Annotated in this window: 26 protein-coding genes and 1 pseudogene; 12 read left to right on the plus strand and 15 right to left on the minus strand. The window is 65.8% G+C overall.

The genetic code is table 11. The features are described 5' to 3' along the window. The first annotated feature begins 14 nt into the window (after nucleotides 1-14). Both EB75_RS24935 and EB75_RS24940 read left to right on the plus strand, forming a co-directional pair. Nucleotides 15-518 carry a DUF4126 family protein gene (locus tag EB75_RS24935; protein WP_073697935.1) on the plus strand — a complete coding sequence of 168 codons (504 nt, stop codon included), beginning with the start codon at nucleotides 15-17 and terminating at the stop codon, nucleotides 516-518. Then, the gene (locus EB75_RS24940) at nucleotides 505-1,881 is read left to right on the plus strand and encodes an FAD-containing oxidoreductase (protein WP_073697936.1); all 1,377 of its coding nucleotides are present in this window, start codon (nucleotides 505-507) and stop codon (nucleotides 1,879-1,881) included. Before EB75_RS24935 ends, EB75_RS24940 begins: the two co-directional genes overlap by 14 nt. Here EB75_RS24940 and EB75_RS24945 read toward each other — a convergent pair. From EB75_RS24945 to EB75_RS24960, 4 genes are read right to left on the minus strand one after another with little or no spacing between them, the layout of a single operon-like run. Further along, nucleotides 1,865-2,488, minus strand: coding sequence for a flavodoxin family protein (locus EB75_RS24945; RefSeq protein ID WP_073697937.1), 624 nt, complete (start codon nucleotides 2,486-2,488; stop codon nucleotides 1,865-1,867). The two genes, EB75_RS24940 and EB75_RS24945, sit on opposite strands and share 17 nt — an antisense overlap. Nucleotides 2,489-2,497: 9 nt before the next feature. Then, entirely contained in the window at nucleotides 2,498-3,019 is a 522-nt protein-coding gene (locus EB75_RS24950) for an SRPBCC family protein (protein WP_073697938.1), read from the minus strand. Next, complete coding sequence (locus EB75_RS24955) at nucleotides 3,006-3,332, minus strand: ArsR/SmtB family transcription factor (protein ID WP_073697939.1); 327 nt, start codon at nucleotides 3,330-3,332, stop codon at nucleotides 3,006-3,008. Before EB75_RS24955 ends, EB75_RS24950 begins: the two co-directional genes overlap by 14 nt. A 55-nt stretch (nucleotides 3,333-3,387) precedes the next feature. Continuing rightward, complete coding sequence (locus EB75_RS24960) at nucleotides 3,388-4,020, minus strand: TetR/AcrR family transcriptional regulator (protein WP_073697940.1); 633 nt, start codon at nucleotides 4,018-4,020, stop codon at nucleotides 3,388-3,390. A 78-nt stretch (nucleotides 4,021-4,098) separates the two neighbouring features. On the opposite strand from EB75_RS24960, the gene EB75_RS24965 reads away from it, so the two are divergent. The 4 genes from EB75_RS24965 to EB75_RS24980 all read left to right on the plus strand — a co-directional run bounded on the left by EB75_RS24965 (nucleotide 4,099) and on the right by EB75_RS24980 (nucleotide 8,423). Continuing rightward, nucleotides 4,099-5,127 carry an aromatic ring-hydroxylating dioxygenase subunit alpha gene (locus EB75_RS24965; RefSeq protein ID WP_073697987.1) on the plus strand — a complete coding sequence of 343 codons (1,029 nt, stop codon included), beginning with the start codon at nucleotides 4,099-4,101 and terminating at the stop codon, nucleotides 5,125-5,127. Nucleotides 5,128-5,159: 32 nt separating this feature from the next. Continuing rightward, nucleotides 5,160-6,233 (plus strand): NAD(P)H-dependent amine dehydrogenase family protein, encoded by a 1,074-nt coding sequence (locus EB75_RS24970; protein ID WP_073697941.1) that lies wholly within the window; start codon nucleotides 5,160-5,162, stop codon nucleotides 6,231-6,233. A gap of 363 nt (nucleotides 6,234-6,596) precedes the next feature. Further along, nucleotides 6,597-7,460: a cyclopropane mycolic acid synthase family methyltransferase gene (locus tag EB75_RS24975; protein ID WP_073697942.1), complete on the plus strand. Its 864-nt coding sequence runs from the start codon at nucleotides 6,597-6,599 to the stop codon at nucleotides 7,458-7,460. 102 nt (nucleotides 7,461-7,562) lie between these two features. Next, on the plus strand, nucleotides 7,563-8,423 hold the full coding sequence (locus tag EB75_RS24980) for a cyclopropane mycolic acid synthase family methyltransferase (protein WP_073697943.1): 861 nt from the start codon (nucleotides 7,563-7,565) through the stop codon (nucleotides 8,421-8,423). A gap of 69 nt (nucleotides 8,424-8,492) precedes the next feature. Here EB75_RS24980 and EB75_RS24985 read toward each other — a convergent pair whose 3' ends face one another. The 6 genes and pseudogenes from EB75_RS24985 to EB75_RS25005 form a co-directional block, all read right to left on the minus strand. Further along, nucleotides 8,493-9,716, minus strand: a complete 1,224-nt coding sequence (locus EB75_RS24985; RefSeq protein ID WP_073697944.1) for an NAD(P)/FAD-dependent oxidoreductase — start codon at nucleotides 9,714-9,716, stop codon at nucleotides 8,493-8,495. A gap of 143 nt (nucleotides 9,717-9,859) precedes the next feature. After that, a pseudogene (locus tag EB75_RS29020) lies at nucleotides 9,860-10,015 on the minus strand (MFS transporter); the annotation flags it as partial. 76 nt (nucleotides 10,016-10,091) lie between these two features. Beyond that, on the minus strand, nucleotides 10,092-11,282 hold the full coding sequence (locus tag EB75_RS24990; RefSeq protein WP_073697945.1) for an acyl-CoA dehydrogenase family protein: 1,191 nt from the start codon (nucleotides 11,280-11,282) through the stop codon (nucleotides 10,092-10,094). Between the two features lie 2 nt (nucleotides 11,283-11,284). Next, a complete protein-coding gene (locus EB75_RS24995; protein ID WP_073697946.1) occupies nucleotides 11,285-12,415 on the minus strand; it encodes an LLM class flavin-dependent oxidoreductase in 1,131 nt (376 codons plus the stop codon). A gap of 308 nt (nucleotides 12,416-12,723) precedes the next feature. Then, a complete protein-coding gene (locus EB75_RS25000; RefSeq protein WP_073697947.1) occupies nucleotides 12,724-13,524 on the minus strand; it encodes a thioesterase family protein in 801 nt (266 codons plus the stop codon). Next, entirely contained in the window at nucleotides 13,521-14,354 is an 834-nt protein-coding gene (locus tag EB75_RS25005) for a RecB family exonuclease (RefSeq protein ID WP_073697948.1), read from the minus strand. The genes EB75_RS25000 and EB75_RS25005 overlap by 4 nt, the downstream gene beginning before the upstream one ends. Nucleotides 14,355-14,474: 120 nt before the next feature. Between EB75_RS25005 and EB75_RS25010 the strand changes: the two genes are divergently transcribed. Next, nucleotides 14,475-15,332 (plus strand): tRNA (adenine-N1)-methyltransferase, encoded by an 858-nt coding sequence (locus EB75_RS25010; protein WP_073697949.1) that lies wholly within the window; start codon nucleotides 14,475-14,477, stop codon nucleotides 15,330-15,332. Here the strand turns inward: EB75_RS25010 and EB75_RS25015 are convergent. The 3 genes from EB75_RS25015 to EB75_RS25025 are packed head-to-tail and all read right to left on the minus strand — an operon-like array spanning nucleotide 15,329 to nucleotide 16,670. Continuing rightward, on the minus strand, nucleotides 15,329-15,622 hold the full coding sequence (locus EB75_RS25015; RefSeq protein WP_073697950.1) for a DUF503 domain-containing protein: 294 nt from the start codon (nucleotides 15,620-15,622) through the stop codon (nucleotides 15,329-15,331). The genes EB75_RS25010 and EB75_RS25015 overlap by 4 nt on opposite strands. Before the next feature lie 6 nt (nucleotides 15,623-15,628). Beyond that, nucleotides 15,629-16,156: a lipoprotein LppK gene (gene lppK, locus EB75_RS25020; protein WP_073697951.1), complete on the minus strand. Its 528-nt coding sequence runs from the start codon at nucleotides 16,154-16,156 to the stop codon at nucleotides 15,629-15,631. Nucleotides 16,157-16,172: 16 nt separating this feature from the next. After that, complete coding sequence (locus tag EB75_RS25025) at nucleotides 16,173-16,670, minus strand: MTB12 family secreted protein (protein WP_073697952.1); 498 nt, start codon at nucleotides 16,668-16,670, stop codon at nucleotides 16,173-16,175. Between the two features lie 167 nt (nucleotides 16,671-16,837). Here EB75_RS25025 and arc point away from each other — a divergent pair, with 167 nt between their 5' ends. After that, the gene (gene arc / locus EB75_RS25030) at nucleotides 16,838-18,676 is read left to right on the plus strand and encodes a proteasome ATPase (RefSeq protein ID WP_502689396.1); all 1,839 of its coding nucleotides are present in this window, start codon (nucleotides 16,838-16,840) and stop codon (nucleotides 18,674-18,676) included. 23 nt (nucleotides 18,677-18,699) lie between these two features. On the opposite strand, the gene EB75_RS25035 is transcribed toward arc, so the two are convergent. Continuing rightward, nucleotides 18,700-19,851: a hypothetical protein gene (locus tag EB75_RS25035; protein ID WP_073697953.1), complete on the minus strand. Its 1,152-nt coding sequence runs from the start codon at nucleotides 19,849-19,851 to the stop codon at nucleotides 18,700-18,702. Between the two features lie 43 nt (nucleotides 19,852-19,894). Here EB75_RS25035 and dop point away from each other — a divergent pair, with 43 nt between their 5' ends. The 4 genes from dop (at nucleotide 19,895) to prcA (ending at nucleotide 23,273) form a co-directional block, all read left to right on the plus strand. Next, a complete protein-coding gene (dop, locus tag EB75_RS25040; protein WP_073697954.1) occupies nucleotides 19,895-21,403 on the plus strand; it encodes a depupylase/deamidase Dop in 1,509 nt (502 codons plus the stop codon). Between the two features lie 75 nt (nucleotides 21,404-21,478). Then, the gene (locus tag EB75_RS25045) at nucleotides 21,479-21,673 is read left to right on the plus strand and encodes a ubiquitin-like protein Pup (protein ID WP_064986355.1); all 195 of its coding nucleotides are present in this window, start codon (nucleotides 21,479-21,481) and stop codon (nucleotides 21,671-21,673) included. Next, nucleotides 21,670-22,512, plus strand: coding sequence for a proteasome subunit beta (gene prcB / locus EB75_RS25050; protein WP_168176121.1), 843 nt, complete (start codon nucleotides 21,670-21,672; stop codon nucleotides 22,510-22,512). The genes EB75_RS25045 and prcB overlap by 4 nt, the downstream gene beginning before the upstream one ends. After that, a complete protein-coding gene (gene prcA, locus EB75_RS25055) occupies nucleotides 22,512-23,273 on the plus strand; it encodes a proteasome subunit alpha (protein WP_073697955.1) in 762 nt (253 codons plus the stop codon). The genes prcB and prcA overlap by 1 nt, the downstream gene beginning before the upstream one ends. Nucleotides 23,274-23,286: 13 nt before the next feature. Here the strand turns inward: prcA and EB75_RS25060 are convergent, their stop codons facing one another. Further along, entirely contained in the window at nucleotides 23,287-23,901 is a 615-nt protein-coding gene (locus EB75_RS25060; protein ID WP_073697956.1) for a TetR/AcrR family transcriptional regulator C-terminal domain-containing protein, read from the minus strand. Nucleotides 23,902-23,973: the final 72 nt, after the last annotated feature.

A 23,973-nucleotide genomic window follows, 5' to 3' on the forward strand; every position in this document is an offset into this window, starting at 1 on the left:
CTGACGGAGGTCACGTGACGCAAGCCCTGATACTGCTGTTCGCCTTACTCATCGGTGTGGTTGCGGGCCTGCGGGCCCTGACGCCGCCTGCCGTGGTGGCCTGGGGCGCCAAGCTCGGCTGGTTGCCGCTGGTAGGTACCTGGGCCGAATGGGTAGGCAACTGGATCACGGTGACAGTGCTGACCGTCCTGCTGGTGGTCGAGCTGATCACCGACCAGCTGCCCAAGACTCCGGCGCGCACGGTCCCATCGCAGTTCGGGGCCAGGCTGCTGACCGGTGCGTTCGCCGGTGCGGTCATCGGCGCCGGCTGGCACCACACGTTCATCGGCATGGGTGGCGGAATGATCGGTGCGGTGATCGGGACGCTGGCCGGCTACCACGCGCGTCGAATCCTGGTGGCGCGCAACGGTGGACACGACCTGCCGGTCGCGCTGGCCGAGGATGTCCTCGCGGTGGCCGGTGGCTTCGCGATAGCGGCTGTCGCTCTGAGCGCCATCGGTCCGTATGTCGTCCTCTGAGGCAATCGGATTCGACGCCGTCATCGTCGGCGCGGGGCAAGCCGGACCGCCCCTGGCGGGTCGGCTCAGCGAAGCCGGCCAGACGGTCGCGGTCGTCGAGCGCAAGCTGGTCGGTGGCACCTGTGTGAACTACGGCTGCATCCCGACCAAGACATTGGTCGCCAGTGCCTACGCCGCGCACCTGGCTCGACGTGGTGCCGTATACGGCATCAGCACCGGCGATGTCACGGTCGACATGTCAAAAGTCAAGGGCCGCAAGGACGGGATCGTCACCGCGGACCGCGACGGCGTCGAATCCTGGCTCGAGGGGATGGACGGCTGCACGCTGCTGCGCGGGCACGCCCGATTCGTGGACCCGCACACACTCCAGGTCGGTGACCAGCTGATCACCGGCAAGAAGATTTTCCTCAACACTGGCGGTCGCGCGACGGTCCCGGACATCCCCGGCCTCGCCGACGTCGACTACCTCACCAACGTGGGCATCCTCGATCTCGACACGGTTCCAGAGCATCTGGTCATCATCGGCGGCAGCTACATCGGCCTTGAATTCGCGCAGATGTTCCGCCGCTTCGGCGCCGAGGTCACTGTGGTCGAACGCGGGCCGCGGCTGGCCTCCCGCGAAGACGACGACGTCTGCGCCGCCATCAAAGACATCCTGGAGCGCGAGGGCATCACAATCCACCTGGACTCCAACGACATCCGGGTCTCGCGCGACGGCGACGGGGTGGCGGTCAGCACCGGCAGCGCCGTCGTCAAAGGCTCACATCTGCTGGTCGCCGTCGGCCGGGTACCGAACACCGACGATCTGGGCCTCGGAAAGGCCGGGGTGGCAACCGACTCCAGGGGCTACATCACCGTCGACGACCAGCTTCGCACCACTGCCGACCACATCTGGGCCATGGGCGACTGTAATGGCAAGGGCGCCTTCACCCACACGTCGTACAACGACTTCGAGATCGTCGCGGCCAACCTGCTCGACGACGAACCGCGCCGCGTCAGCGACCGCATCCCCACCTACGCGCTGTACATCGATCCGCCGCTGGGGCGAGCCGGGATGACCGAGGCTCAGGTCCGGGCGTCGGGGCGAAAAGCGTTGGTGGGCAAGCGCCCGATGACGCGCGTCGGCCGGGCCGTCGAAAAAGGGGAGACGCAGGGCTTCATGAAGGTCGTGGTCGATGCCGAGACCAATCAGATTCTCGGCGCGGCCATCCTCGGTGTCGGCGGCGACGAGGTGGTGCACTGCATCCTGGACCTCATGTCCGCCAAAGCCCCATACACCACGATGACGCACACCGTGCACATCCATCCGACCGTCGCCGAGCTGGTGCCCACCATGCTGGAGGGGCTCAGGCCCCTGCAGTAACAGCCTGTGCCACAGCACGTCCGGCGATCAGCTGGCGCGTGACGTCGGCGACGCGCCGGCCCAGGTGTTCGCATGTTGCGACGTCGGAAGGGTGTACCTCGTCCGGGTTCGCGTCGACGTCGGTGGCCGCCGCGGCGCCCAGCCAGAAGCCCAGCCGGTTCAGTTCGTCCTCGCTTGCGGCGGAGTGGTTCCAGCCCGGGCCCAGCCCCAGGTTCACCCAGTGCATGTGGTGTTGTGCGGCGAATACCGACAGTGAGACAAGGGCATTGAGCTTGTCGCCGCTCTTGCTTCCTGAGTTGGTGAAGCCCGCGGCGACCTTGTCGCGCCACGTGCCCTGCTGGCAGCGCCGGCCGGTCTGTTCGGCGAATGCCTGGAACGCCGCGGACACGTTGCCCATGTAGGTGGCGGTGCCGAAGATGATCGCGTCGGCGGCATCGAGGGTCTGCCAATCGTCTTCGCTCACATCGCCCAGCCGGATCAGGGTGACCTCCGCGCCTCCGGACTCCGCTCCGGCGGCGACGGCCGCAGCGAGAACCGCGGTGTGGCCGAATCCGGACTGGTAGGCGACGACCACCGACGGGGCATCATGAAAGGTGTTGTCTGACATCGTGTTCTCCTACGGACTGACGGGTGGGGCGTCGAGCGGGCTGTGTCCGGCGATCTCGGCGTATCGCTCCAGCCAGCCGGGTAGGGGAGTGCCGTCGAGCAGCGCCTGCAGCCGGTCGAGGAAAGCCTGTGTGCCAGGCCGGAATTCGTTGGCGTTGGGCACTCCGAGGCCGCGATGGGTCAGGCGCAGCAGGGTGCCGGTGCCGTCGGCCGTGAGTTCGTAGCGGACCACACCGGGTTCGACGATCTGCTGGTGCCATTCGTGTTCGAACACGTGCGGCGGATCCCAGACCAGGATGCGGCCCGTCATGCGCTTCATCTCCGGCGGCACGGGCGGGCCGGAGGCGACGGTCTCGATGGAGCCGCCTTCGCGGCCGTCGATGACGGTCTTGCCCATCCATGTATCGCGGTGCGCGGGCTCGGTGATGGCGGCCCATACCCGCTCGACGGGATGACGCAGTCGCCGCTCGAACGTCAGCGTCGCGCGGTCACCGTCGACGGTGACGACGCCCTCGAGTTCAGTGCCGGTCATGTTCCTCCTCGAATGTCGAATCCAGATGGCGCTCAAGGGCATCCAGATGATTGGTCCAGTAGCGGCGGTAGCGCTCGATCCACTGGTCCATCTCGACCAGGCCGTCGGCGCGCAGCGCGTAGATGCGTCGTTGGGCGTCGGGCCGGACCTCGACCAGGCCCACCTCCCGCAGCACGCGGAGATGACGGGAGACCGTCGGCTGCGTCAGGCCGGGGAGGGTCGCGACGAGTTCGCCTGCCGTCCGTTCGCCCTCGGCGAGTACGTCGAGCAGCGCGCGCCGGTTGGGTTCGGCGACTGCTTCGAAGACGTCCATGCGGCCAGTATGCCTAGACATCTATATAGATGCAACTGAATATTCTGCCGTCTGCTCAATCCGCCGTTTGCAGATAGGCGACCAGCGCGTTGGTCAACCCGCGCCGCGCAACATCGAGGTCTGCATAGGAACCCAGTTGCCGCTCGGAGACCAGGCCGCGCATCGCGCCCGGAATCAAGGTGGCGACCTCACGGACGCGTTCGGGGTCGGCGCCGAGGTCCTCGAAAGCGTTGCGGCAGATCTGCAGCCACGACTGGCCCCAGGAATGCAATTCGGCTGCGGTCCTTGGGTATAACCGCTCCAGTTCTGCATGATCGCGGGGCAGTGCGGCGCGTAGGTTCTCGATGGCCCGTGAATCGGGGGAGTCCAGGCCCGCGTAGAGAGTGTCGATGATGGTGGCGACGCGATTGCTCAGCAGGGCGTCGGAACTGATGGATGCGAACACGTCGGCCCTGCGTTCGGCCGTACGGTGAAGCACGGCGGCCCAGAAGCCGTCGGCGTCGCCGAATTGGTATTGCACGGCACCCCAGGTCGCGCCGATGTCCTTGGCAATCCGATTGGCCGAGACTGATCCGGGATCGCCCGAGGCCAGCGACTTCAGCGCGGCCTCCAGCATGTTCTCGCGGGTCGCCTGGCCGCGCCGATTCGTGCGCCGCGCCGGCGTCGACGCCTCCGTCGTATCGGTCATCTTCGAAGGATATCCCGCTGGAACCATTTTGATAGAGGGTGCTATGCAACTTTCATTGACTGTTCTATGCTTCGGTTCATGGCTAAGCCGCCTCTTTCGATGAGACCGACCGGCTGGTTTCAGGTTGCCTGGTCCGACGAGGTCGGCGTCGGTGACGTTCACACCATGAAGTACTTCGGTCGGGAGCTGGTCGCCTGGCGCTCAGAGTCTGGACGGGTCACCGTGATGGACGCCTACTGCGAACACCTGGGCGCGCACCTCGGGTTCGGTGGCACCGTGCGAGGCGAGGTGTTGCAGTGCCCCTTTCACGGTTGGCAGTGGAATCAGGAGGGGCGCAACGTCTGCATTCCCTACGAGAGCCGGCCCAACCGGGGGCGTCGCATCAAGACCTACCCGGTTACCGAGCGCAACGCATCGATCTATGTGTGGCATGACCTCCAGGACCGTGACCCGTTCTTCGATGCTCCCGATGTTTTCGCCAGTTTCGGTGACGGAAGCAGCGCAGCGGATTACTACCCGCAGCAGCGGTTGTTCGAGCAGGGCCGTGAGATGCACCCCCAGTATGTGCTCGAAAACGGCGTAGACTCCGCCCATTTCAAATATGTCCACGGGACACCGATCAATCCGGTCTTCACCCGGCACGACTTTGATGGCCCGGTGTCCTACGTCGATTTCACCATCACCTTCGAAGGCGACGACGGCCAGCGGATCGAGGACATCAACAGCGGAGTGGAGGCAATCAACGGCGGCCTCGGCATCGCGGTGACCAAGAGTTGGGGAATGATCGACAATCGCACGATCTCGGCCATCACCCCTGTCGACGACAGCACCTCCGATATCCGTTTCATGGTCTACATCGGGCGGCCCAAGGGCGACGTGCGTAACCCCGATCGGGCTCGTGTCAGGGCCGAGGAGTTCGGCGCCGAAGTCATCCGGCAGTTCCGCCAGGACATCCACATCTGGTCGCACCAGCGCTATTCCGATCCGCCCGCTCTGGCCAGCTCGGAACTCGAAGGATTCACCGCGATCCGCAACTGGGCATTGAAGTTCTACCCTGACGGCAAAGGTGGCAGCGCCGCCGACCTGGCTGCCCGATCCCCGCACTGATCAAGACCATTCTCGAGAAGGAAGGCATCGCCATGCCGATTACTGTTTTTCAGGTCGCGACCGGCAACGTCGGCTCCGAGATGATCAAGCGGATAGCGGATCGACCGGATCTCGAACTTGTTGGTGTGCACTGCTATTCGCCGGACAAAGTCGGCAAGGACGCCGGCGAACTCGCCGGCATAGCGCCGAACGGTGTGATCGCCACCGGAACGATCGAGGAAATCATCGCCGCCAAGCCTGATGTGCTGACCTTCCACGGCGTATTCCCCGACGAAGATCTCTATGTCAAGGTGCTCGAGGCCGGCATCAACATCGTCACCACCGCCGACTGGATCACCGGCTTCCACCGCGATACCAATCACCCGCACCACTCGGGTAAGCCCGTCACGCAGCTGCTCCAAGAGGCCTGCGAGAAGGGCAATTCCACGTTCTACGGCACGGGTATGAATCCGGGTCTCAATCAGATCCTCGGGGTGGTGTGTTCGGCCGACGTCGCCGAGATCGAGAACGTCACCACCATCGAGTCCGTCGACGTGTCCTGCCATCACTCGAAAGACACCTGGATCGAGGTGGGATACGGTCTGCCCGTTGATGATCCGTCGATCCCGGGCAAGCTGCGGAAATACACGGAGGTCTTCGCCGACTCGGTCTACATGATGGCCGACTGCTTCGGGCTCGAGCTCGACGAGGTGAAATTCGAATACGAGCTCGGTGCCTGCACCAAGGATGTCGACCTGGGCTGGTACACGCTGCCCAAGGGCTCACTCGGCGGCAACTACATCAAGTACCAGGGCATGGTCGACGGTGTGCCGCGCGTCGAGACCCACCTCGAATGGCAGATGACGCCGCACACCGAACCGCACTGGAACATCAAGGGCTGCTACATCACTCAGATCAAGGGCGATCCCTGCGTCTACAACAAACACATGATCTACCCGAAACCCGGTGTGGACCTGTCCAATCCGGACAACTTCGCCTCGATCGGCATGACGGTCACAGGAATGCCCGCGCTCAACGCCATCAAGTCCGTGGTCGCAGCCCGTCCCGGCATCATCACCAGCGCCGACCTGCCGCTGCGCGGCTTCGCCGGACGATTCAAGCTCTAGCCGTACTGGGCAGTGAGGCTGGTGACGGTCGCCTGATCGCTGGTGGACCTTCAAGGCTGAGGCGCGTTGTTACTTGTCAACGCGGGTCAGCGGGGTGGGTTTGTGCTACAGCCCGGCGAATGTCGATGAAACCCTCCGCCTGCGACATCGGCAATTCTCTATCAATTTCCGCGGCAGACCCATCCAACACGGCCTGGGCTTCGAATCCCGGTTGCTCGCTCTGGCGAACGGTGCCGGAACCGAGACATGTCCTGACCAACACGTACGCGCGCGGATCGTCACCGTGGCCGGTCTGACCGACGCGTACCCCGATCAAGTGCTACCTGACCCGTTGCCGGGACCAGGTGCCATGAGAGGACGTCCATGACTGCAAAGCTCAAACCTCACTTCGAGGACGTGCAGGCGCACTACGACCTGTCAGATGACTTTTTCCGGTTGTTTCTGGATCCCAGCCAGACGTACAGCTGTGCGTTCTTCGAGCACGACGGCATGACCCTGGAGCAGGCCCAGATGGCCAAGATCGACTTGGCTCTCGGCAAATTGGGTCTGAGACCCGGTATGACGTTGCTCGATATCGGCTGCGGCTGGGGTGCCGCGATGCGGCGGGCGGTCGAGAGCTACGACGTCGACGTCATCGGTCTGACGCTGTCGAAGAACCAGGCCGCCCACGTCGAACAACTTCTGGGCACGATGAACACGACGAGGTCCCGTCGGGTGTTATTGGAAGGGTGGGAGCAATTCGAGGGTTCGGTTGATCGGATCGTGTCCATCGGGGCGTTCGAGCACTTCGGCCACGATCGGTATCCGGCGTTTTTTCGCATGGCCTACGACGCGCTGCCCGCTGATGGCAGCATGCTGCTGCACACCATCTGCGGTATCGAACCGCGCCGGGCTGCGGAACTCGGCATACCTCTGACCTTCGAGTTGGCCCGGTTCGTCAAATTCATCCTCACCGAGATCTTTCCCGGCGGACGACTGCCATCGGTTCCGATGGTCCATGAGCTGGCCACCGCCGCGGGCTTCCGGATAACTCGGGTCCAATCGCTGCAGCCGCACTACGCGCGGACCCTGGACCTGTGGGCAGCGTCGCTCGAGGCCCACCGCGATGAGGCGATCGCCATCCAATCGGTGCAGGTCTACGACCGGTACATGAAATATCTGACTGGCTGTGCGGATATGTTCCGCCTCGGTCAAGTCGACGTGAACCAATTCACCCTGGAGAAATAGTGGATCGGACTGTGACTCATTACCGGACTGGCCTGAACATGCTGAGCACTGCTGTGCTCAGTGGGGAGGGAGAAATTCGTGGCAACTGATTCTCGTGACGATATGCGTCCGCATTTCGAGGACGTCCAAGCCCACTACGACCTATCTGACGATTTCTTCGCCCTGTTCCAGGATCCTTCACGTACCTATAGCTGCGCTTATTTCGAACCGGAGAGTTTGACCTTGGAGCAGGCGCAGATCGCGAAGATCGACCTGAACCTCGACAAGCTGGACCTCAAGCCGGGGATGACGTTGTTGGACATCGGCTGCGGCTGGGGCGCCACTGCCAAACGCGCGGTCGAGAAGTATGACGTCAACGTCATTGGACTGACGTTGTCGAAGAACCAACGAACCTATACCCAGCAACTCCTGGACACCATCGACACCACGCGAACCCGGCGCGTGCTGTTGCATGGTTGGGAGGAGTTCGACGAACCTGTCGACAGAATCGTATCCATCGAAGCCTTCGAGCACTTCGGGTTCGAACGCTATGTGGAATTCTTCAAGAAATGTTTCGATATTCTGCCCGGAGACGGCCGGATGACGATTCAGAGCAGCGTCGGCTATCACCCGTATGATTTGCACGCGGACGGAAAGCAGATCACCTTCGAGACCGCGCGATTCATCAAATTCATTGTCACCGAGATTTTTCCGGGCGGGCGGATCCCGACCACCGAGATGATGATTGAACACGGTGAACGAGCCGGCTTCGATGTTCCCGAGGCGGTGTCGCTTCGGTCGCACTATATCCGGACGTTGAATATCTGGGGCAACGCGCTGGAGGCCAATTACGAAAAGGCCGTCGAGGTCCAGTCAGAAGAGGTCTATCAACGCTTCATGAAATACCTCCGCGGGTGCGAACGCTACTTCACCGAAGGTTTGCTCGACGTCACCCTCGCCGCGTACCACAAACAGGCGAATTAGGGCGGATGGGCGGCTGTGGAGGCGGCTCGAGGCCGTCGCAGGCTTCGGGTCACCTCCACACAGCCGTGGCTAGCAGTTCCTCCGTGACGTGTGCGTGTCGCACGCGCCCGGGGATTCTCGTCGCGGGTCGGTCCACTGTTCCCAGAACAGCATGCGGGCTCGAAACGACGGATTGCCGACGGCGTCGAGTACGTGTAGTCCGGCACTGGCGATGGCCGGTATGCCGACCATCTTGTGGAACCAGCGGCCGCGCCGGTATTCCGTGCCCCAGGCCTCCTCTACCCGCTGGGTGTAGTTGGTGAAATCGTCGGGACCGCCGTTGGTCAGAGCCGCGATGGCGCATTCACCGGCGGCCAGCCCGGACTGCAGGGCTTTTGATATCCCCGCCCCTGATGCCGGCCGAGCGGCGCCGAGAGCATCCCCGGCGAACAGGACGCCGGGTCGCCACGGCGGCCAGGTGGTGAATCCCATTGGTAGTCGCCAGGCTTGCAGGGCTTTGGCTTTCATCAATTCGTGGGTCGTCGGCAGCTGCCAGTCGGCGGGGAGATCGGCGAGAAACTGGCCCAGCAGCTCTGTTGCGTTGATCTGATGCCATTTCTTGTAGCTGTTGACGTACCCCAGTCCGATGTTGACTCGGCCGCCGCCGAGGGGGAACACCCAGCCGTAGCCGGGCAGTTGATCGCCTCGGAACTTGAGCTGCAGATGGACGTCGAGGGAGTCGACGTCGGGGCGGTTGGCCGTCATTTCAGCGCGGATCGCGATGGCGGCGTAGCCGTTGTAGCGGGAGGTGAGGTTCAGCGTCCGCTTCAGCGGGGAATGGGCGCCGTCAGCCGCGATCACCGCATCGGCGCGGACCCGTTCTCCGCTCTTGAGGACCACCCCACAGACCCGGCCACGGTCATCGACGATCGCCGATGCGACTTCGGCGCCGCGGCGCACCTCGGCCCCGCAGTACTCGGCACGGTCAAGCAACATCAGATCCAGCTCCAGACGCCGCGCCACATGGCCGTGATCGGGCATTCCCGGACGGTCCGGGAATGCCAGGTCCCACCGGTTCGGGCTGTAGACGGTGGCTCTGTTGACTCGATGGAATTTCGCGACCTGCTCGGCCAAACCCATTTTCTGGATGAAGCTGACCGCCCGCGGCGTGAGACCGTCGCCGCACGGTTTGTCACGCGGAAACTGCGCCTTGTCGAACACCACAACCCGGGCACCGGTCTGCGCTGCCTGCCATGCGGCGGCCGCGCCGGCGGGACCGCCGCCCACAATCGCCACGTCGTAGTGCTGCGTCATGGGACCCTCACTTCCACCGGCGTCCTGAGCCTGCAGGTGCTCACATTGGTTATTCGGAACCGAGGTGAGTGCGGATGGGTGCGAGCGAACCTGCTTGGTTCAGGTGGCTGGTGCGCGTCTGGTTCGCGCAAGGGGCAGACGTGCAGCGCCTCCTCGGCGAGGTTGTCGAGTTCCTTGCCCTTGGTCTCGGGTCCCAGCAGGTAGCCGACGATGGCGAGTAACCAGATGGCCGACAGCGCCAGATAGGGCGTCTGGACGCCGTAATGGCCGATGGCCCAGCCGACGCCGGTCGGCGCGGCGCCCGAACCTGCCGGCCACGCTATCGGGTACCGATCACCGTCTGGATATTCAGAATCCGCCGGATCGCAAGGGCATTCAGATCTGCCCGTGGTTCGGCGGTGCCACGTGGGAAAGTTCCCACGCGCCGATGTGGTGGTACTTCCAGTCGACCGGGTCGTGCACGCTGTGGGTGCGGGCGTTGCGCCAGTGTCGGTCGAGGCCATGACGGCGGTCGGTTCCGCTGGCCCCGGTCAGTGCGAACAGCTGGCTGGCCACGTCGACGGCGACGTCGCTGGCGAAGGGCTTGGCCTGGGCCACTGCGATGGAGCCGTGCGCAGCGGCGTCGGGATCACTGACGTCGAGACCGATGTCTTCGAGTTCTCTTGCCGCCCAACGTAATAACTCGATGGCCGCGCGGGTGCGGGTGGCGAGTTGGCCGAATCGCAGCTGGATGTGCGGGTCTTCGCTTGCCGAGCCGGCGCGTCCGTACCGCACCGCCTCGAAGAACGGGCGGCTACGGGTGCGGACGAACTCTCCGGCGTCGGCCAGGGCGCCCTCCGCGATGCCGGCTTCGATGGCCGCGTGCACGAGCTGTGCGCGGGCGCCGAGAAGTTGCGGTTTCTCGAACGCCGACCAATACGGCACCACCAGGTTGCTGTCGATCGTGACGCCGTCCAGAGTGGTGGTGCCACTCACGGTGGAGCGTTGGCCCATGGCGGCCCAGTCTTCGTCGACGGTCACTCCGGGTGCGTCACGTTCGACGAACGCCAGCACCAGACGGTCATCGGGGTCGAGCGCACTGACGGCCAGCCACTGCGAGGTGATGGCACCGGTGCAGTAGTACTTGGTGCCATCTACGCGCCAGCGCGTGCCGTCGTTGCTCAGGCGCGTTTTCAGATCCTGGGCATGGTGGCCGCCGCGCTCGGCGAGCACAGGCGCGATCCGGGCACCGTTGACGACCGCAGGCAAGATGCGGGCGCGCTGCAGGGGAGTGCCGAGCAGGCACAGGATGTCCACGGCCAGGAGATGGCCTTGTGGGATCTGGGCAAGGGCCGGATCGGCCGCCGCGACGATTCTGACGACCTCGGCCACCGTCCGGGGCCCCAGCCCATCTCCGCCGTCCTCGACCGGCACCGTGATGGCCGGCAGGCCCAGGTCCCCGAACTCGGAAACTTCGGTGCGGGGCACAGCGCCGAGCCGATCACGTTCGGCTGCACCGGGTTTCACCGCTGCCGCGAATTCCTCTGCGACGGCGACGATGTGCGCGTGCGTCCGGGGAGCTGCCATGCTCAAGGCCGATCAGCGAGCAGTCCGCGTTCCGCGAGTATGGGAGTGACGCCCTCGCCGAAGGTATAGGCCTCTTCCAGATGCGGATAGCCGGACAGGATGAACTCGTCGAGACCGAGCTCGTGATACTCCGCGATACGGTCGGCGACCTGCTCATGACTGCCGACCAGGGCAGTGCCGGCGCCGCCGCGAACCAGCCCGATGCCGGCCCACAAGTTGGGGGACACCTCCAAGTTGTCGGTTCGGCCGCCGTGCAGGGCCGACATCCGCCGCTGGCCCTCCGACTGCGAATTACGCTGAATCTGTTGGGCGCGATTGATGCTCTCGGCATCGAGGCCTGCCAGCAGCTTGTCGGCCTGTGCCCACGCCTCCTCTTCGGTGGGGCGGCTGATGACGTGCAGACGAATCCCGAACCGCAGATCTCTGGTCGCCAGTCGCGGCCGGCCCAGGTTCTTGACCTGGTGGCGTACCGCATCGAGCTTCTCGGCGACCTGGGCGGGCGGTTCACCCCAGGTCAGGTAGACGTCGGCGTGTTCGGCGGCCACTTCCAGCGCTTCGGCCGAGGACCCGCCGAGGTAGATGTCAGGCCAGGTCTCGGCAGGGATGATGGTGGCGTTCTCCACCGACAGGTGTTTGCCGGTGAAGGTCACCGGTTCGCCGGACCACAGTTGCCGGAAGATCGTCAGGAACTCGGCGGCCCGCTCATAGCGTTCTGCCTTGCCGAGATGGTCGCCGTAGCGGCGCTGTTCGACGTCGTCGCCGCCGGTAACGACGTTGAGCAGCAAGCGATTCCGCGAGATTCGCTGGTATGTGGCGGCGGCCTGGGCAACCAGTGTCGGCGCTTGCAATCCGGGCCGGAAGGCCACCAGATACTTGAACCCTACGGTGCGTTGGGTCAGCGCCGCCGTGAACACCCAGGCGTCCTCACACCAGCTGCTGGTGGGAGTCAAGGCGCCGGTGAACCCGAGCCGCTCCGCGGCACCGGCCACCAGGGCGAGGTAGTCCAGGTCGGGGGCGCGGTCCGCGCCGAAGGCGTCCGCTCGGCTGCCGGCCGCGCCGACGGCGTTGCCAAGACTCAGGTCGCTGCGTGAGTCGCCGTTGGTGGGCAGGAACCAGTGCAGAGTGATCGCCATCGGTCTACCGGTGCCGCGAGAGCTCGGGGCGCGCAGGATCAGTGGTGGTCAGAACGGTCATGGCTCAACTCCCGGAAACGTAGCGCCGCCGCTGAAAATGCAGTCGCGAAATCAGGCGGTTCGCTCTGGAATATAGAACGCAGCACGGCCGCCCGGTGCGGTCCTTGATCCGGCTCCAGCGGTCGCGAGAGGCCTGACCACCGGCAGTGTCGTCGATCCGCTAAAGATCATTCTGATTCCAACGGTGGCCTGGTTTCGCGACAGTATCGGCGTGCAGCCGCTCAATTCGATCGAGCGAATGCCAACGCTCAGCGCCGCTGGACCAACAGCGTCTGCGCTGACGTCCCGATAAAGCCCTGCTCGTCGAACAACTCGGCCGTCGTCGACCCGAGGCCGTCGGGCCCGATCGAACCGCGCGCCCGCAGGCAGAACTCCGAGCCGACCGGAGCGCGGTGCAGGTGCACCGTCGTGTCGGTGTTCATGAACATGAACTCGTCCGGATCCAGCGCCGCGCCAACGCCATTCGCGGAATCGACGACCATCGCCAGCCGCTGCAGGTCGGTCGTCTCCTCGTCGTCCACCAGTGAGATCAACGGCCGCATCCACACCACCGCGGCGTTGGCATCGTCGGGCTGCGGCACCCAGGTGACGGTCTCCAGATAGCCTGGCCGGCCCTGCCACAAATGCCGGAAACCCGTGTCGGGCACGCGCCCCATCGGCGGGTAGCGATCCAGCGCGGCGTCCCGGGTGTCACTGGTGGCGATCAGCCACGCCGACATCCGCGCCACCGCGCGCTCGGACCCGTCAGGTTGGGTTGCCGTCATCTCCGCGGTCATCATGCAGATACGAGAACCCGGCCGCGACACCCAGGCCCGAACCGCAACGGGCACAACGGGAATGGCGCCCAAGATGTCGAGGGCCAGCCGGCCCACCTGCATGCCGCGGCCGGCAGCGAGCTCCTCGATCACTTTGGTCAACAGCGCCAGCGGCGGTGACCCGTGCTGAATGCTGGTATCCCAGTTGCTGCCGGTGCCTTCGGTCGATTCGAACCGTTGCAGATCGCCGCCAACGCCACCGCCGTCGAGCCGACGGTAATAGCAGTCGATCATGCGGCGCCGAAGTTGTCGGGCCAGCCGGGATACGGCGGGGGAGTGCCACCGAAGGCGGGACACAGGTCCTGATGCGTACACCAGGAACAGAGCTTGGACGGGTTGGGCCGGAAATCACCGGTCTCGCCCGACTTCTGAATGGCGTGCCAGATGGCCATCAGCGTCTTCTCGAACCTTTCCAACTCGGCCAGGTCGGGGCTGTAGTCGAGCACCTGACCGTCGGCCAGATACAGCAGCCGCAGCCGCGCGGGCACCACGCCGCGCATGCGCAGCAGAGCCACTGCGTAGAACTTCATCTGGAACATGGCCTTGAACTCGGCCAGGGCCCGGGCCGCGGGCGGGGCCTTGCCGGTCTTGTAGTCGACCACGCGCAGCTCACCCGTCGGCGCGACATCGATCCGGTCGACGAATCCGCGCAGCAGCGTGCCGTCGGACAGCTCGACCTCGACGCGCTGCTCGCAGCACTGCGGGTCGAACCGCGTCGGATCCTCGAGCCGGTAGTAGCCCGACAACAAGGTGCGGGCCTCGTCGAGCAGCGTCTCCCGTAGCTCGGGTGCGATCTCGTCAGCCAGCTCGGGCTTCTCCGCCACCACCGCATCCCAGGCCGGCGTGACCAGGGACAGCGCGGTCTCGGGCACCCGGTCCGTCGCCGGCAGCGCGTACAGCCGCTCCAACGCGGCGTGCACCACCGAACCACGCAACTGCGCGGTCGACGGCGGCTCCGGCAGCCGGTCGATGGCCCGGAAGCGGTAGAGCAGCGGGCACTGCTTGAAGTCACCGGCACGCGACGGCGACAGTGCAGGCCGTCGGACAGCGGCGGCCGAAGTCATGCGCGATCCGCCTTCGGTTCCTCGCTCGCGGTGGTCATGCCAGCAGCTTAGGGCCGCCCCACGACAGAATTCGCGAACCCCGGCCGTCTGCCCGGACGGGTCGGCTGGCAGGCTGGCCCGGTGAGAATCACCGGACCCTTCACCGTCGGCGACCGCGTCCAACTGACCGACGCCAAAGGCCGGCACTACACGATGGTGCTGGCGACGGGTGGGGAGTTCCACACGCACCGCGGCATCATCGCCCACGATTCGGTGATCGACCAGCCCGAGGGCAGCGTCGTCAAATCCACCAACGGCGACCCCTTCCTGGTGCTGCGCCCACTGCTGATCGACTACGTCCTCTCGATGCCGCGCGGCGCCCAGGTGATCTACCCCAAGGACGCCGCCCAGATTGTGCACGAGGGCGACATCTTCCCGGGCGCAAGGGTTTTGGAGGCCGGCGCCGGCTCGGGCGCGCTGACGTGTTCGTTGTTGCGGGCCGTCGGTCCGGGTGGTTCGGTGACGTCCTACGAGGTCCGTGACGACCACGCCGTGCACGCGGTGCGCAACGTCGAGACATTCTTCGGCGAGCGGCCCGAGAACTGGAACCTGGTCATCGCCGACCTGAACGACTACGACGGTGCGTCGGGGGCGAGCGAAGCGACGGGGGGTGGCGAGGTCGACCGCGTGGTGCTCGACATGCTCGCGCCGTGGGACGTGCTGGAGACGGTCTCGAAAGCGCTCGTCCCGGGTGGCGTCCTGATCGTCTACGTCGCGACCGTCACGCAGCTGTCCAAGACGGTCGAGGCACTGCGCGAGCAGCAGTGCTGGACCGAGCCGCGGTCGTGGGAGTCGCTGCAACGCGGCTGGGACGTCGTCGGCCTGGCGGTGCGCCCCCAGCACTCGATGCGCGGCCACACCGCGTTCCTGATCAGTGCCCGCCGGCTGGCCCCGGGGGCAGTGACGCCGCAGCCGCTGCGGCGCAAGCGCAACATCTAGTCGTCGCTGCTGATCAAACCCCGTCGCACAGACAACAATTCGATCTCAGGTCGCGCGGCGACCAGACGTTCGGCGGCGTCGAGAAGATCGACGACGTGCCGGTGGTCGGCCGCCACCGCCGACATTCCGATCAGGGCCCGCCGGTGCAGGTCCTGATTACCGCTTTCCGCCGCAGCGACCAGGAACCTGCGGCGCAGTTCGGCGATGATCGGCCGGATCACCGAGCGCTTCTCCTTCAGCGAATGCACGTCGCCCAGCAACACGTCGAACTCCAGCCACCCGATCCACACGCAGACTCAACGCGCGGGCGGCGCCGCAGTTCCCGGAGCGCCGGTTTGTCCCAGCTTCAGCAGCAGGGTCGCCGTCCGCCGGTTCAGCTGCCAGCCGTCCTTGATGGGACTGAACTCCATGGGGAACGTGAACTTGTTGTCCGGCGTGGCGACGGGACTCATCGTGATGGTCGCGACGATGTCGCCCGGCTGCCCGGACGACCACAGCAGGTCCGTCGCCGTCACCGTCATGGGATTGAAGCCGTTGTCGCGCAGCGCTCTGGTGAAGCTGTCGAGCGCGGCCTCGTCCTCGGCGGTGCCGTATTGGATCAGTCCGATCTTTTGTGCCGAGGGCACCGCCGGGTCCGCGATTTTGTACAGCACCGCGGTGAGCGCGTCGGGCGCCGGCAGCGGTGCGGCCTTGGGTGCCCTGGTTTCGGTGGTCAGCAGTGAACGGGGCATCGGGTCGGCAGGCGGCTCGACGTGTTCACTGCACCCGGTCAACCCGATCGCCGCCGCGATGGCGGCGATCAAGCTTCCGCGGGCTGGCTTCACCGGCTCCTCCTGGCGGCTACTTCACCGACGACAGCAGGGCCATGGCCGACCCCTTGGACAGTTGCCAGCCGGTCGGGCTGGGGCCGGCGACGAAGGTCAGCGGCTGCGCAGCGGTGGCTCCGGTGGCGGCCGTGGCGGTGACGTTGGCCGTCGCGGTGCCGTCTCCGAGGTCATCGATGTCGGCAACGGCAAAGCTCATGGGGAACACGCCCTGCTTCACGGCGTTGCTGTACGCCCGGTCGGCGGTGATGGCCTCGAGCCGGCCGACGCCGCCCTGGATGTAGCTGCCCTTGGACCCGGCGAAGCTGCCGGCGGCCGTCAGCCCGGTGAGCGTGGACACCAGCGACGCCTGCAGGCCGGGCGCGGGCGCCTGGGGCAGCGGCACCTGGCGAACAACGGGCGCGACCGCAGGGGAGGCCGGCACGGCCGTCTGGGAAGCCGACGTCGTACCGACGGCTGCCGCACCTACTAGGGCGGTGGCTGCGATGCCGGTGACGAGGGATTTGACGATCACTGCGGTCCTTTCGATGAGCCCGACTCGCGTATGAGGTTAACAGCGCGGTCAGGGCAACACCCGTGTGTCGCGATTCCTTGAGCGCCCATGAATGACGGATGGCCGGTAGCGTTGAGGTATCCGCCGCACCAACTTCCGGTGTGGGAAAGGAGCGCAAGATGTCTGAAATGGATCGCCCGGACGCCTTCGGCAGCCCGGGCCTACCTCGTCAGAACCCCATGTCCAGCACCGATGCCGCCGAGTTGGCGCGGCTTCGCAGCGAGACTGCGGCGCTGCGCGAGCAGCTCGCGACTGCCGCCGCGACGCACCGCGGACCGCGTGACGTGCAGCAACTCGAAGCTCGTATCGATTCGCTGACGACTCGCAACGGCAAGCTGATGGACACCCTCAAAGAGGCGCGGCAGCAGTTGCTGGCGCTCCGCGAGGAGGTCGACCGGCTGGGGCAGCCGCCGAGCGGCTACGGCGTCCTGCTGCTCACCCACGACGACGACACCGTCGACGTCTTCACGTCCGGTCGGAAGATGCGGCTGTCGGTGTCGCCGAACATCGAGGTGTCCGAACTCAAGCAGGGCCAGACCGTCCGTCTCAACGAGGCGCTGACGGTCGTCGAGGCCGGCTCGTTCGAGGCGGTCGGTGAGATCAGCACCCTGCGCGAAATCCTGAACGACGGAAAGCGTGCCCTCGTCGTCGGCCATGCCGACGAGGAGCGCATCGTCTGGCTCGCCGAGCCGCTGATCGCGCTCGAATACCTGGACCCTGAGGTCGCCGAGGTGCTCGAAGGCATCGACGACCTGGCGGACGAGCGGGCGCGCAAGCTGCGGCCGGGTGACTCGCTGTTGGTCGACAGCAAGGCCGGCTACGCCTTCGAGAGGATCCCGAAGGCCGAGGTCGAGGATCTGGTCCTCGAAGAGGTGCCCGATGTCAGCTACGAGGACATCGGTGGCCTGACCCGGCAGATCGAGCTGATCCGCGACGCGGTCGAGCTGCCGTTCCTGCACAAGGACCTGTACCGGGAGTACGCGCTGCGGCCGCCCAAGGGCGTGCTGCTGTACGGCCCTCCGGGTTGCGGCAAGACGCTCATCGCCAAGGCCGTCGCCAACTCGCTGGCCAAGAAGATGGCCGAGATCCGTGGCGACGACGCCCGGGAGGCGAAGAGCTACTTCCTGAACATCAAGGGCCCCGAGCTGCTGAACAAGTTCGTCGGCGAGACCGAGCGGCACATCCGCCTGATCTTCCAGCGGGCGCGCGAGAAGGCCTCCGAAGGCACCCCGGTGATCGTGTTCTTCGACGAGATGGACTCGATCTTCCGCACCCGCGGTACCGGCGTGAGCTCCGACGTCGAGACCACGGTGGTGCCGCAGCTGCTGTCGGAGATCGACGGTGTCGAGGGCCTGGAGAACGTCATCGTCATCGGCGCCTCCAACCGCGAGGACATGATCGACCCGGCCATCCTGCGGCCCGGCCGCCTGGACGTGAAGATCAAGATCGAGCGGCCGGATGCCGAAGCGGCACAGGACATCTTCAGCAAGTACCTCACCGAGGAACTGCCGGTGCACGCCGACGACCTGGCCGAGTTCAACGGCGATCGGGCGCTGACCATCAAGGCCATGATCGAGAAGATCGTGGACCGGATGTACGCCGAGATCGACGACAACCGCTTCCTGGAGGTCACCTACGCCAACGGCGACAAGGAAGTCATGTACTTCAAGGACTTCAACTCCGGCGCCATGATCCAGAACGTCGTGGACCGGGCCAAGAAGTACGCCATCAAGTCGGTGCTGGAAACCCAGCAGCGTGGTCTGCGGGTGCAGCACCTGCTGGACTCGATCGTCGACGAGTTCGCCGAGAACGAGGACCTGCCCAACACCACCAACCCCGATGACTGGGCGCGGATTTCGGGCAAGAAGGGCGAGCGGATCGTCTACATCCGCACCCTGGTCACCGGCAAGTCCTCGAGTGCCAGCCGGGCCATCGACACCGAGAGCAACCTGGGTCAGTACCTGTAGTACTCCCGCTCGCCGATCGCGGCTCAGCGTCCGCGGTCGGCGAGGTAACGGTCGCGCGCATCCAGCCGGCGGCGCAGGCTGTCGACCTGGGGGTCGACGAACTCGGCCCGGTATTCGGCGTCGGTCGTGGTGCGTCCGGTGATGTACATGAAGGTCAGTGCACCCAGGAACAGCGTCGTCTGGATCAGCGACTCCGGGATGGGCAGCGTCATGCCGAAGATGCTGCCGTCGAGCGAGCCGTTGTTGCGCGTCCATTCCGACAGCAGCTTGGGGCTGATCAGGATCAGCCCGAGCACGAGGAAGATGAACGCCGTCACCAGCGCGACGATCAGGAGCTGCAGTACCTGGGACATGGCCAGGACGAACACCACATTGACGCGTTCGATGCGGGACAGCGGGATTCGGTAGGCGGGCGCGGGCAGGTGCGCGAACGGTGTATCGGCCAGGATCGCGTTCTGGTCTTCGGGGGCATCGGGTTCGGTGGCCGTCATGATCGGCCGGGCCCGGTCGACGGTTGTCGCGACGACGAACGCCACGGCGATCAGTGCCAGGAAGCCCAGCGCGCACCACAGTCGCGTCCGGCTGATGATCGCCGCCATCAGCCAGACATAGGTGTTGAAGAACACCAGCACTGTCAACAGCATGATCGGCAGAGCTCGCACGAACAGGCCGCCCACGAGGGTCAGGTTGTGAGCCGTGGTGTCCAGGGCCCAGCCCACGATCGAGCCGATTCCGGTCGCCGTGCAGACCAGGATGACGGCGACGACCACGCCGACGTAGACCAGATTGCTGCCGACTTTCGGGCCCGGACCGCCGAACAGCGCGCCGACGACACAGACCGCAACCGATACCGCGGCGGCACCGGCGCGGTTGCGCCATGTCGAGATGCGCGACACGAGCCAGCCGACCAGCGCGGCGACCGGCGCCACCAGCAGGAGTAGGGCGAGGACGAACCATTCGGTCCGAGTGGGCTGACCCTCGATGTTGATGGTGTGCCGGCCCGTGACGGTGGTGACGAGGATCGAATTGGCCATGAACACCGCGAACCCGGCCAGGGCGGATGCCGATCGCTGCCACAGCCGCCGCACCAGCACCCCCGGACGCAACACTGCGGGCAGACCCCGGCGCAGGAACCAGGTCTCGGCGGCGACCCGGTCGGCTCGCGATGTCGTCATGCGGTTAATCGTGGCGTATCGACAGCCGTCTAGTCTTGGCGGCATGCAACGGATCATCGGAACTGAGGTCGAATACGGCATTTCTTCGCCGTCTGATCCGACCGCGAACCCGATCCTCACGTCCACGCAGGCGGTGTTGGCGTACGCGGCGGCCAGCGGCATCCAGCGGGCCAAGCGCACCCGGTGGGACTACGAGGTGGAGTCCCCGCTGCGCGACGCCCGTGGCTTCGATCTGAGCCGCTCCACGGGGCCGGCACCGATCGTCGATGCCGACGAGATCGGCGCCGCCAACATGATCCTGACCAACGGCGCCCGGCTGTATGTCGACCACGCGCACCCGGAGTACTCCGCTCCCGAGGTCACGGACCCGATGGACGCGGTCATCTGGGACAAGGCCGGCGAGCGCGTCATGGAGGCCGCGGCGCGCTACGTCGCCAGCGTGCCCGGCGCGGCCAGGCTGCAGCTGTACAAGAACAACGTCGACGGCAAGGGCGCGTCGTACGGCACGCACGAGAACTACCTGATGAGCCGGCAGACGCCGTTCAACTCGGTGATCGCCGGGCTGACGCCGTTCTTCGTGTCACGTCAGGTCGTCACCGGCTCGGGCCGTGTCGGCATCGGGCAGTCGGGGGATGAGCCGGGCTTTCAGCTGACCCAGCGCGCCGACTACATCGAGGTCGAGGTCGGTCTGGAGACGACGCTCAAGCGCGGCATCATCAACACCCGCGACGAGCCGCACGCCGACGCCGACAAGTACCGCCGGCTGCACGTCATCATCGGTGACGCCAACCTGGCCGAGACGTCGACGTACCTCAAGGTCGGCACCACCTCGTTGGTGCTCGATCTGATCGAGTTCGGCCAGGCCGAGGGCATCGACCTGTCGGACCTGGCGCTGGCCCGTCCGGTGCACGCGGTGCACGTCATCAGCCGCGACCCGTCGTTGCGCGCCACCGTGGCGCTGGCCGACGGCCGCGAACTGACCGGCCTTGCGCTGCAACGCATCTACCTGGACCGCGTGGCCAAGCTGCAGGAGCGGCGCGATCCCGATCCGCGCGCCGACCACGTCATCGAGACCTGGGCGCACGTGCTTGATCTCCTCGAGCGCGATCCGATGGAATGCGCCGAACTCCTGGACTGGCCGGCCAAGCTGCGCCTGCTGGAGGGCTTCCGCCAGCGCGAGAACCTGAGCTGGAACGCCCCGCGTCTGCACCTGGTGGACCTGCAGTACTCCGATGTTCGTCTGGACAAAGGTCTGTACAACCGCCTGGTGGCGCGCGGCTCGATGAAGCGGCTGGTCACCGAGCAGCAGGTGCTCGATGCGGTGGAGAACCCGCCCACCGACACCCGCGCCTACTTCCGTGGTGAGTGTCTGCGCCGGTTCGGTGCGGACATCGCCGCGGCCAGCTGGGACTCGGTGATTTTCGACCTCGGCGGCGAGTCGCTGGTGCGGATTCCGACGCTGGAACCGCTGCGTGGAAGCAAGGCCCACGTCGGTGCGTTGCTCGATTCGGTGGACAGCGCGGTCGAGTTGGTGGAACAGCTGACCACGTAACTGCTTGTGTTCCCGGGGAACCCGGGCGCGGACCGGTAGTGTGAAGTCAGAGAATCGAGCAATCAGGAGGCGGCGATGGCTCAGGAACAGACCAAGCGCGGTGGCGGCGGCGGCGAGGACGACGACCTCTCCGGCCCGTCTGCCGCAGGTCAGGAACGTCGCGAGAAGCTCGCTGAGGACACCGACGACCTGCTCGACGAGATCGACGACGTGCTGGAAGAGAACGCTGAGGACTTCGTGCGCGCATACGTCCAAAAGGGCGGCCAGTGACGGCAGCGTTCGGGCCTTTCTCTGATCGACTGGATGTCACCTCACCCCACCTGAACCTGTCCTCGTTTTCGGACTTTCTCAGCCGGCAGGCGCCCCATCTGCTGCCGGCGGTGGGGACTTCGGTGACTGGCGGTGCCGACCTGCCCCACGGCACGACCATCGTCGCGATCAAGTACCCCGGCGGCGTGCTGATCGCGGGGGACCGGCGGGCCACCCAGGGCAACATGATCGCCAGCCGTGACGTGCAGAAGGTGCACATCGCCGACGACTACACCGCGACCGGTATCGCCGGCACCGCGGCCATCGCGGTGGAGTTCGCGCGGCTGTACGCCGTCGAGCTCGAGCACTACGAGAAGCTCGAGGGCGTGCCGCTGACGTTCCGTGGCAAGGTCAACCGGCTGGCCATCATGGTGCGCGGCAATCTCGGCGCGGCCCTGCAGGGTTTCGTCGCGCTGCCGCTGCTGGTGGGCTACGACCTGGACGACTCCGATCCGGGCAACGCCGGTCGCATCGTCTCGTTCGACGCCGCCGGCGGCTGGAACATCGAGGAAGAGGGCTACCAGTCGGTGGGCTCGGGGTCGCTGTTCGCCAAGTCGTCGATCAAGAAGCTGTATTCGCATGTGACCGACGCCGATTCGGCGCTGAAGGTCGCCATCGAGTCGCTTTACGATGCTGCTGACGACGATTCGGCCACCGGTGGACCGGACTTGACACGTGGCATCTATCCGACCGCGGTACTGATCGGTGCCGAGGGCGCGGAAGAGGTCACCGAGGAGCGGATCGCCGCGCTGGCCCGGGAAGTGATCGCCGAGCGGACCCGCGCGAGAGGTAATGCCTGATGAGCTTTCCGTATTTCATCTCGCCCGAACAGGCGATGCGGGAACGTTCCGAGCTTGCGCGCAAAGGAATTTCGCGCGGCCGCAGCGTGGTTGTGCTGGCCTACGAGGGTGGCGTGCTGTTCGTCGCCGAGAACCCGTCGCGGTCGCTGCAGAAGGTCAGTGAGCTGTACGACCGGGTGGGTTTCGCCGCGGTCGGCCGGTTCAACGAATTCGACAACCTGCGGCGCGGCGGCATCCAGTTCGCCGACACCCGGGGCTATGCCTACGACCGTCGTGACGTCACCGGCCGGCAGCTGGCCAACGTCTACGCCCAGACGCTCGGCACCATCTTCACCGAGCAGGCCAAGCCCTACGAGGTCGAGCTGTGCGTCGCCGAGGTCGCGCACTACGGCGAGACGAAAGCCCCTGAGCTGTACCGGATCACGTACGACGGGTCCATCGCCGACGAGCCGCATTTCGTCGTGATGGGCGGTACCACCGAGCCGATCATCGCCGCGCTGAACGACTCCTACGAGGAGAACGCGAGCCTGGCCGACGCGGCGAAGGTTGCCGTCGACGCGCTGCACGCCGGTGCCGGCGATCGGGTGCTGGGTGCATCGACGCTCGAGGTGGCCATCCTGGACGCCAAGAAGCCGCGGCGCGCGTTCCGCCGGATCACCGGTGCCGCGTTGGACGCGATCCTGCCGAAGGCGGAAGCAGAGGCCGACGGCAAGGCTGAGGCGAAGGACGGCGTCAAGCCTGAGGGCGACGCGGCCGAGTAATCACTCGGCGCGATCACCCGGAAAGCGGGACCGCCGCCAGGCCGCGCAGCAGCACCGCGACGCCGAATTCGAAGGCGTCATCGGCACGTTCGGGTTTGGCGCTGCCGGTGGCCAGCGCCGCCGCGAACTCCGGTCCGACCTCGGCGCCCGTCTGCCACGGCTCGTCGGGTGCTGCGACATCGAGCGCCGAGCCCAGCACGAACGAGTCGATGAGCGTGATGGCGCGCAGCGTGTCCGCGGGATTGAATCCGGCGCGGCCGAAGGCGACGGCCAGCGTGTTGTACATCGTCAGGGCGTGGTCGCTGTTGACCGCGTGTGAGGTCAGCAGCGGGATGAGCCGCGGGTACCGGGCGTAGCTCTGCCGGTAGGACCGCATGATGTCGGCGACGACATCGGTCCACGGGCGTGCGGAGTCGTCGGCGGGCAGCGCGACGTCGGACATCGCCCGCTCGCGCAGCAGTTCGACGATCTGTTCGCGGCCGGCGACGTGGTTGTACAGCGACGACGGACTGACCTTCAGGGCCCGGGCCAGTTCAGGCACGGTGAAGCCGCCGGTCTTGTTGACCAAATCCATTGCTGCACCAGCGATGCGATCCGTGGATAGCAGCGGTTTGGAGGGGCGGCCCATGGAATCTTTCTACTACCTCTTTACAAGGACGGGTAAGTGGGGCCACAATAAAACGAATCCAATTCGTTTTAG

The sequence above is a fragment of the Mycobacterium sp. ST-F2 genome (genome assembly GCF_001905655.1).
In the GTDB taxonomy this organism is placed as follows: Bacteria; Actinomycetota; Actinomycetes; order Mycobacteriales; family Mycobacteriaceae; genus Mycobacterium.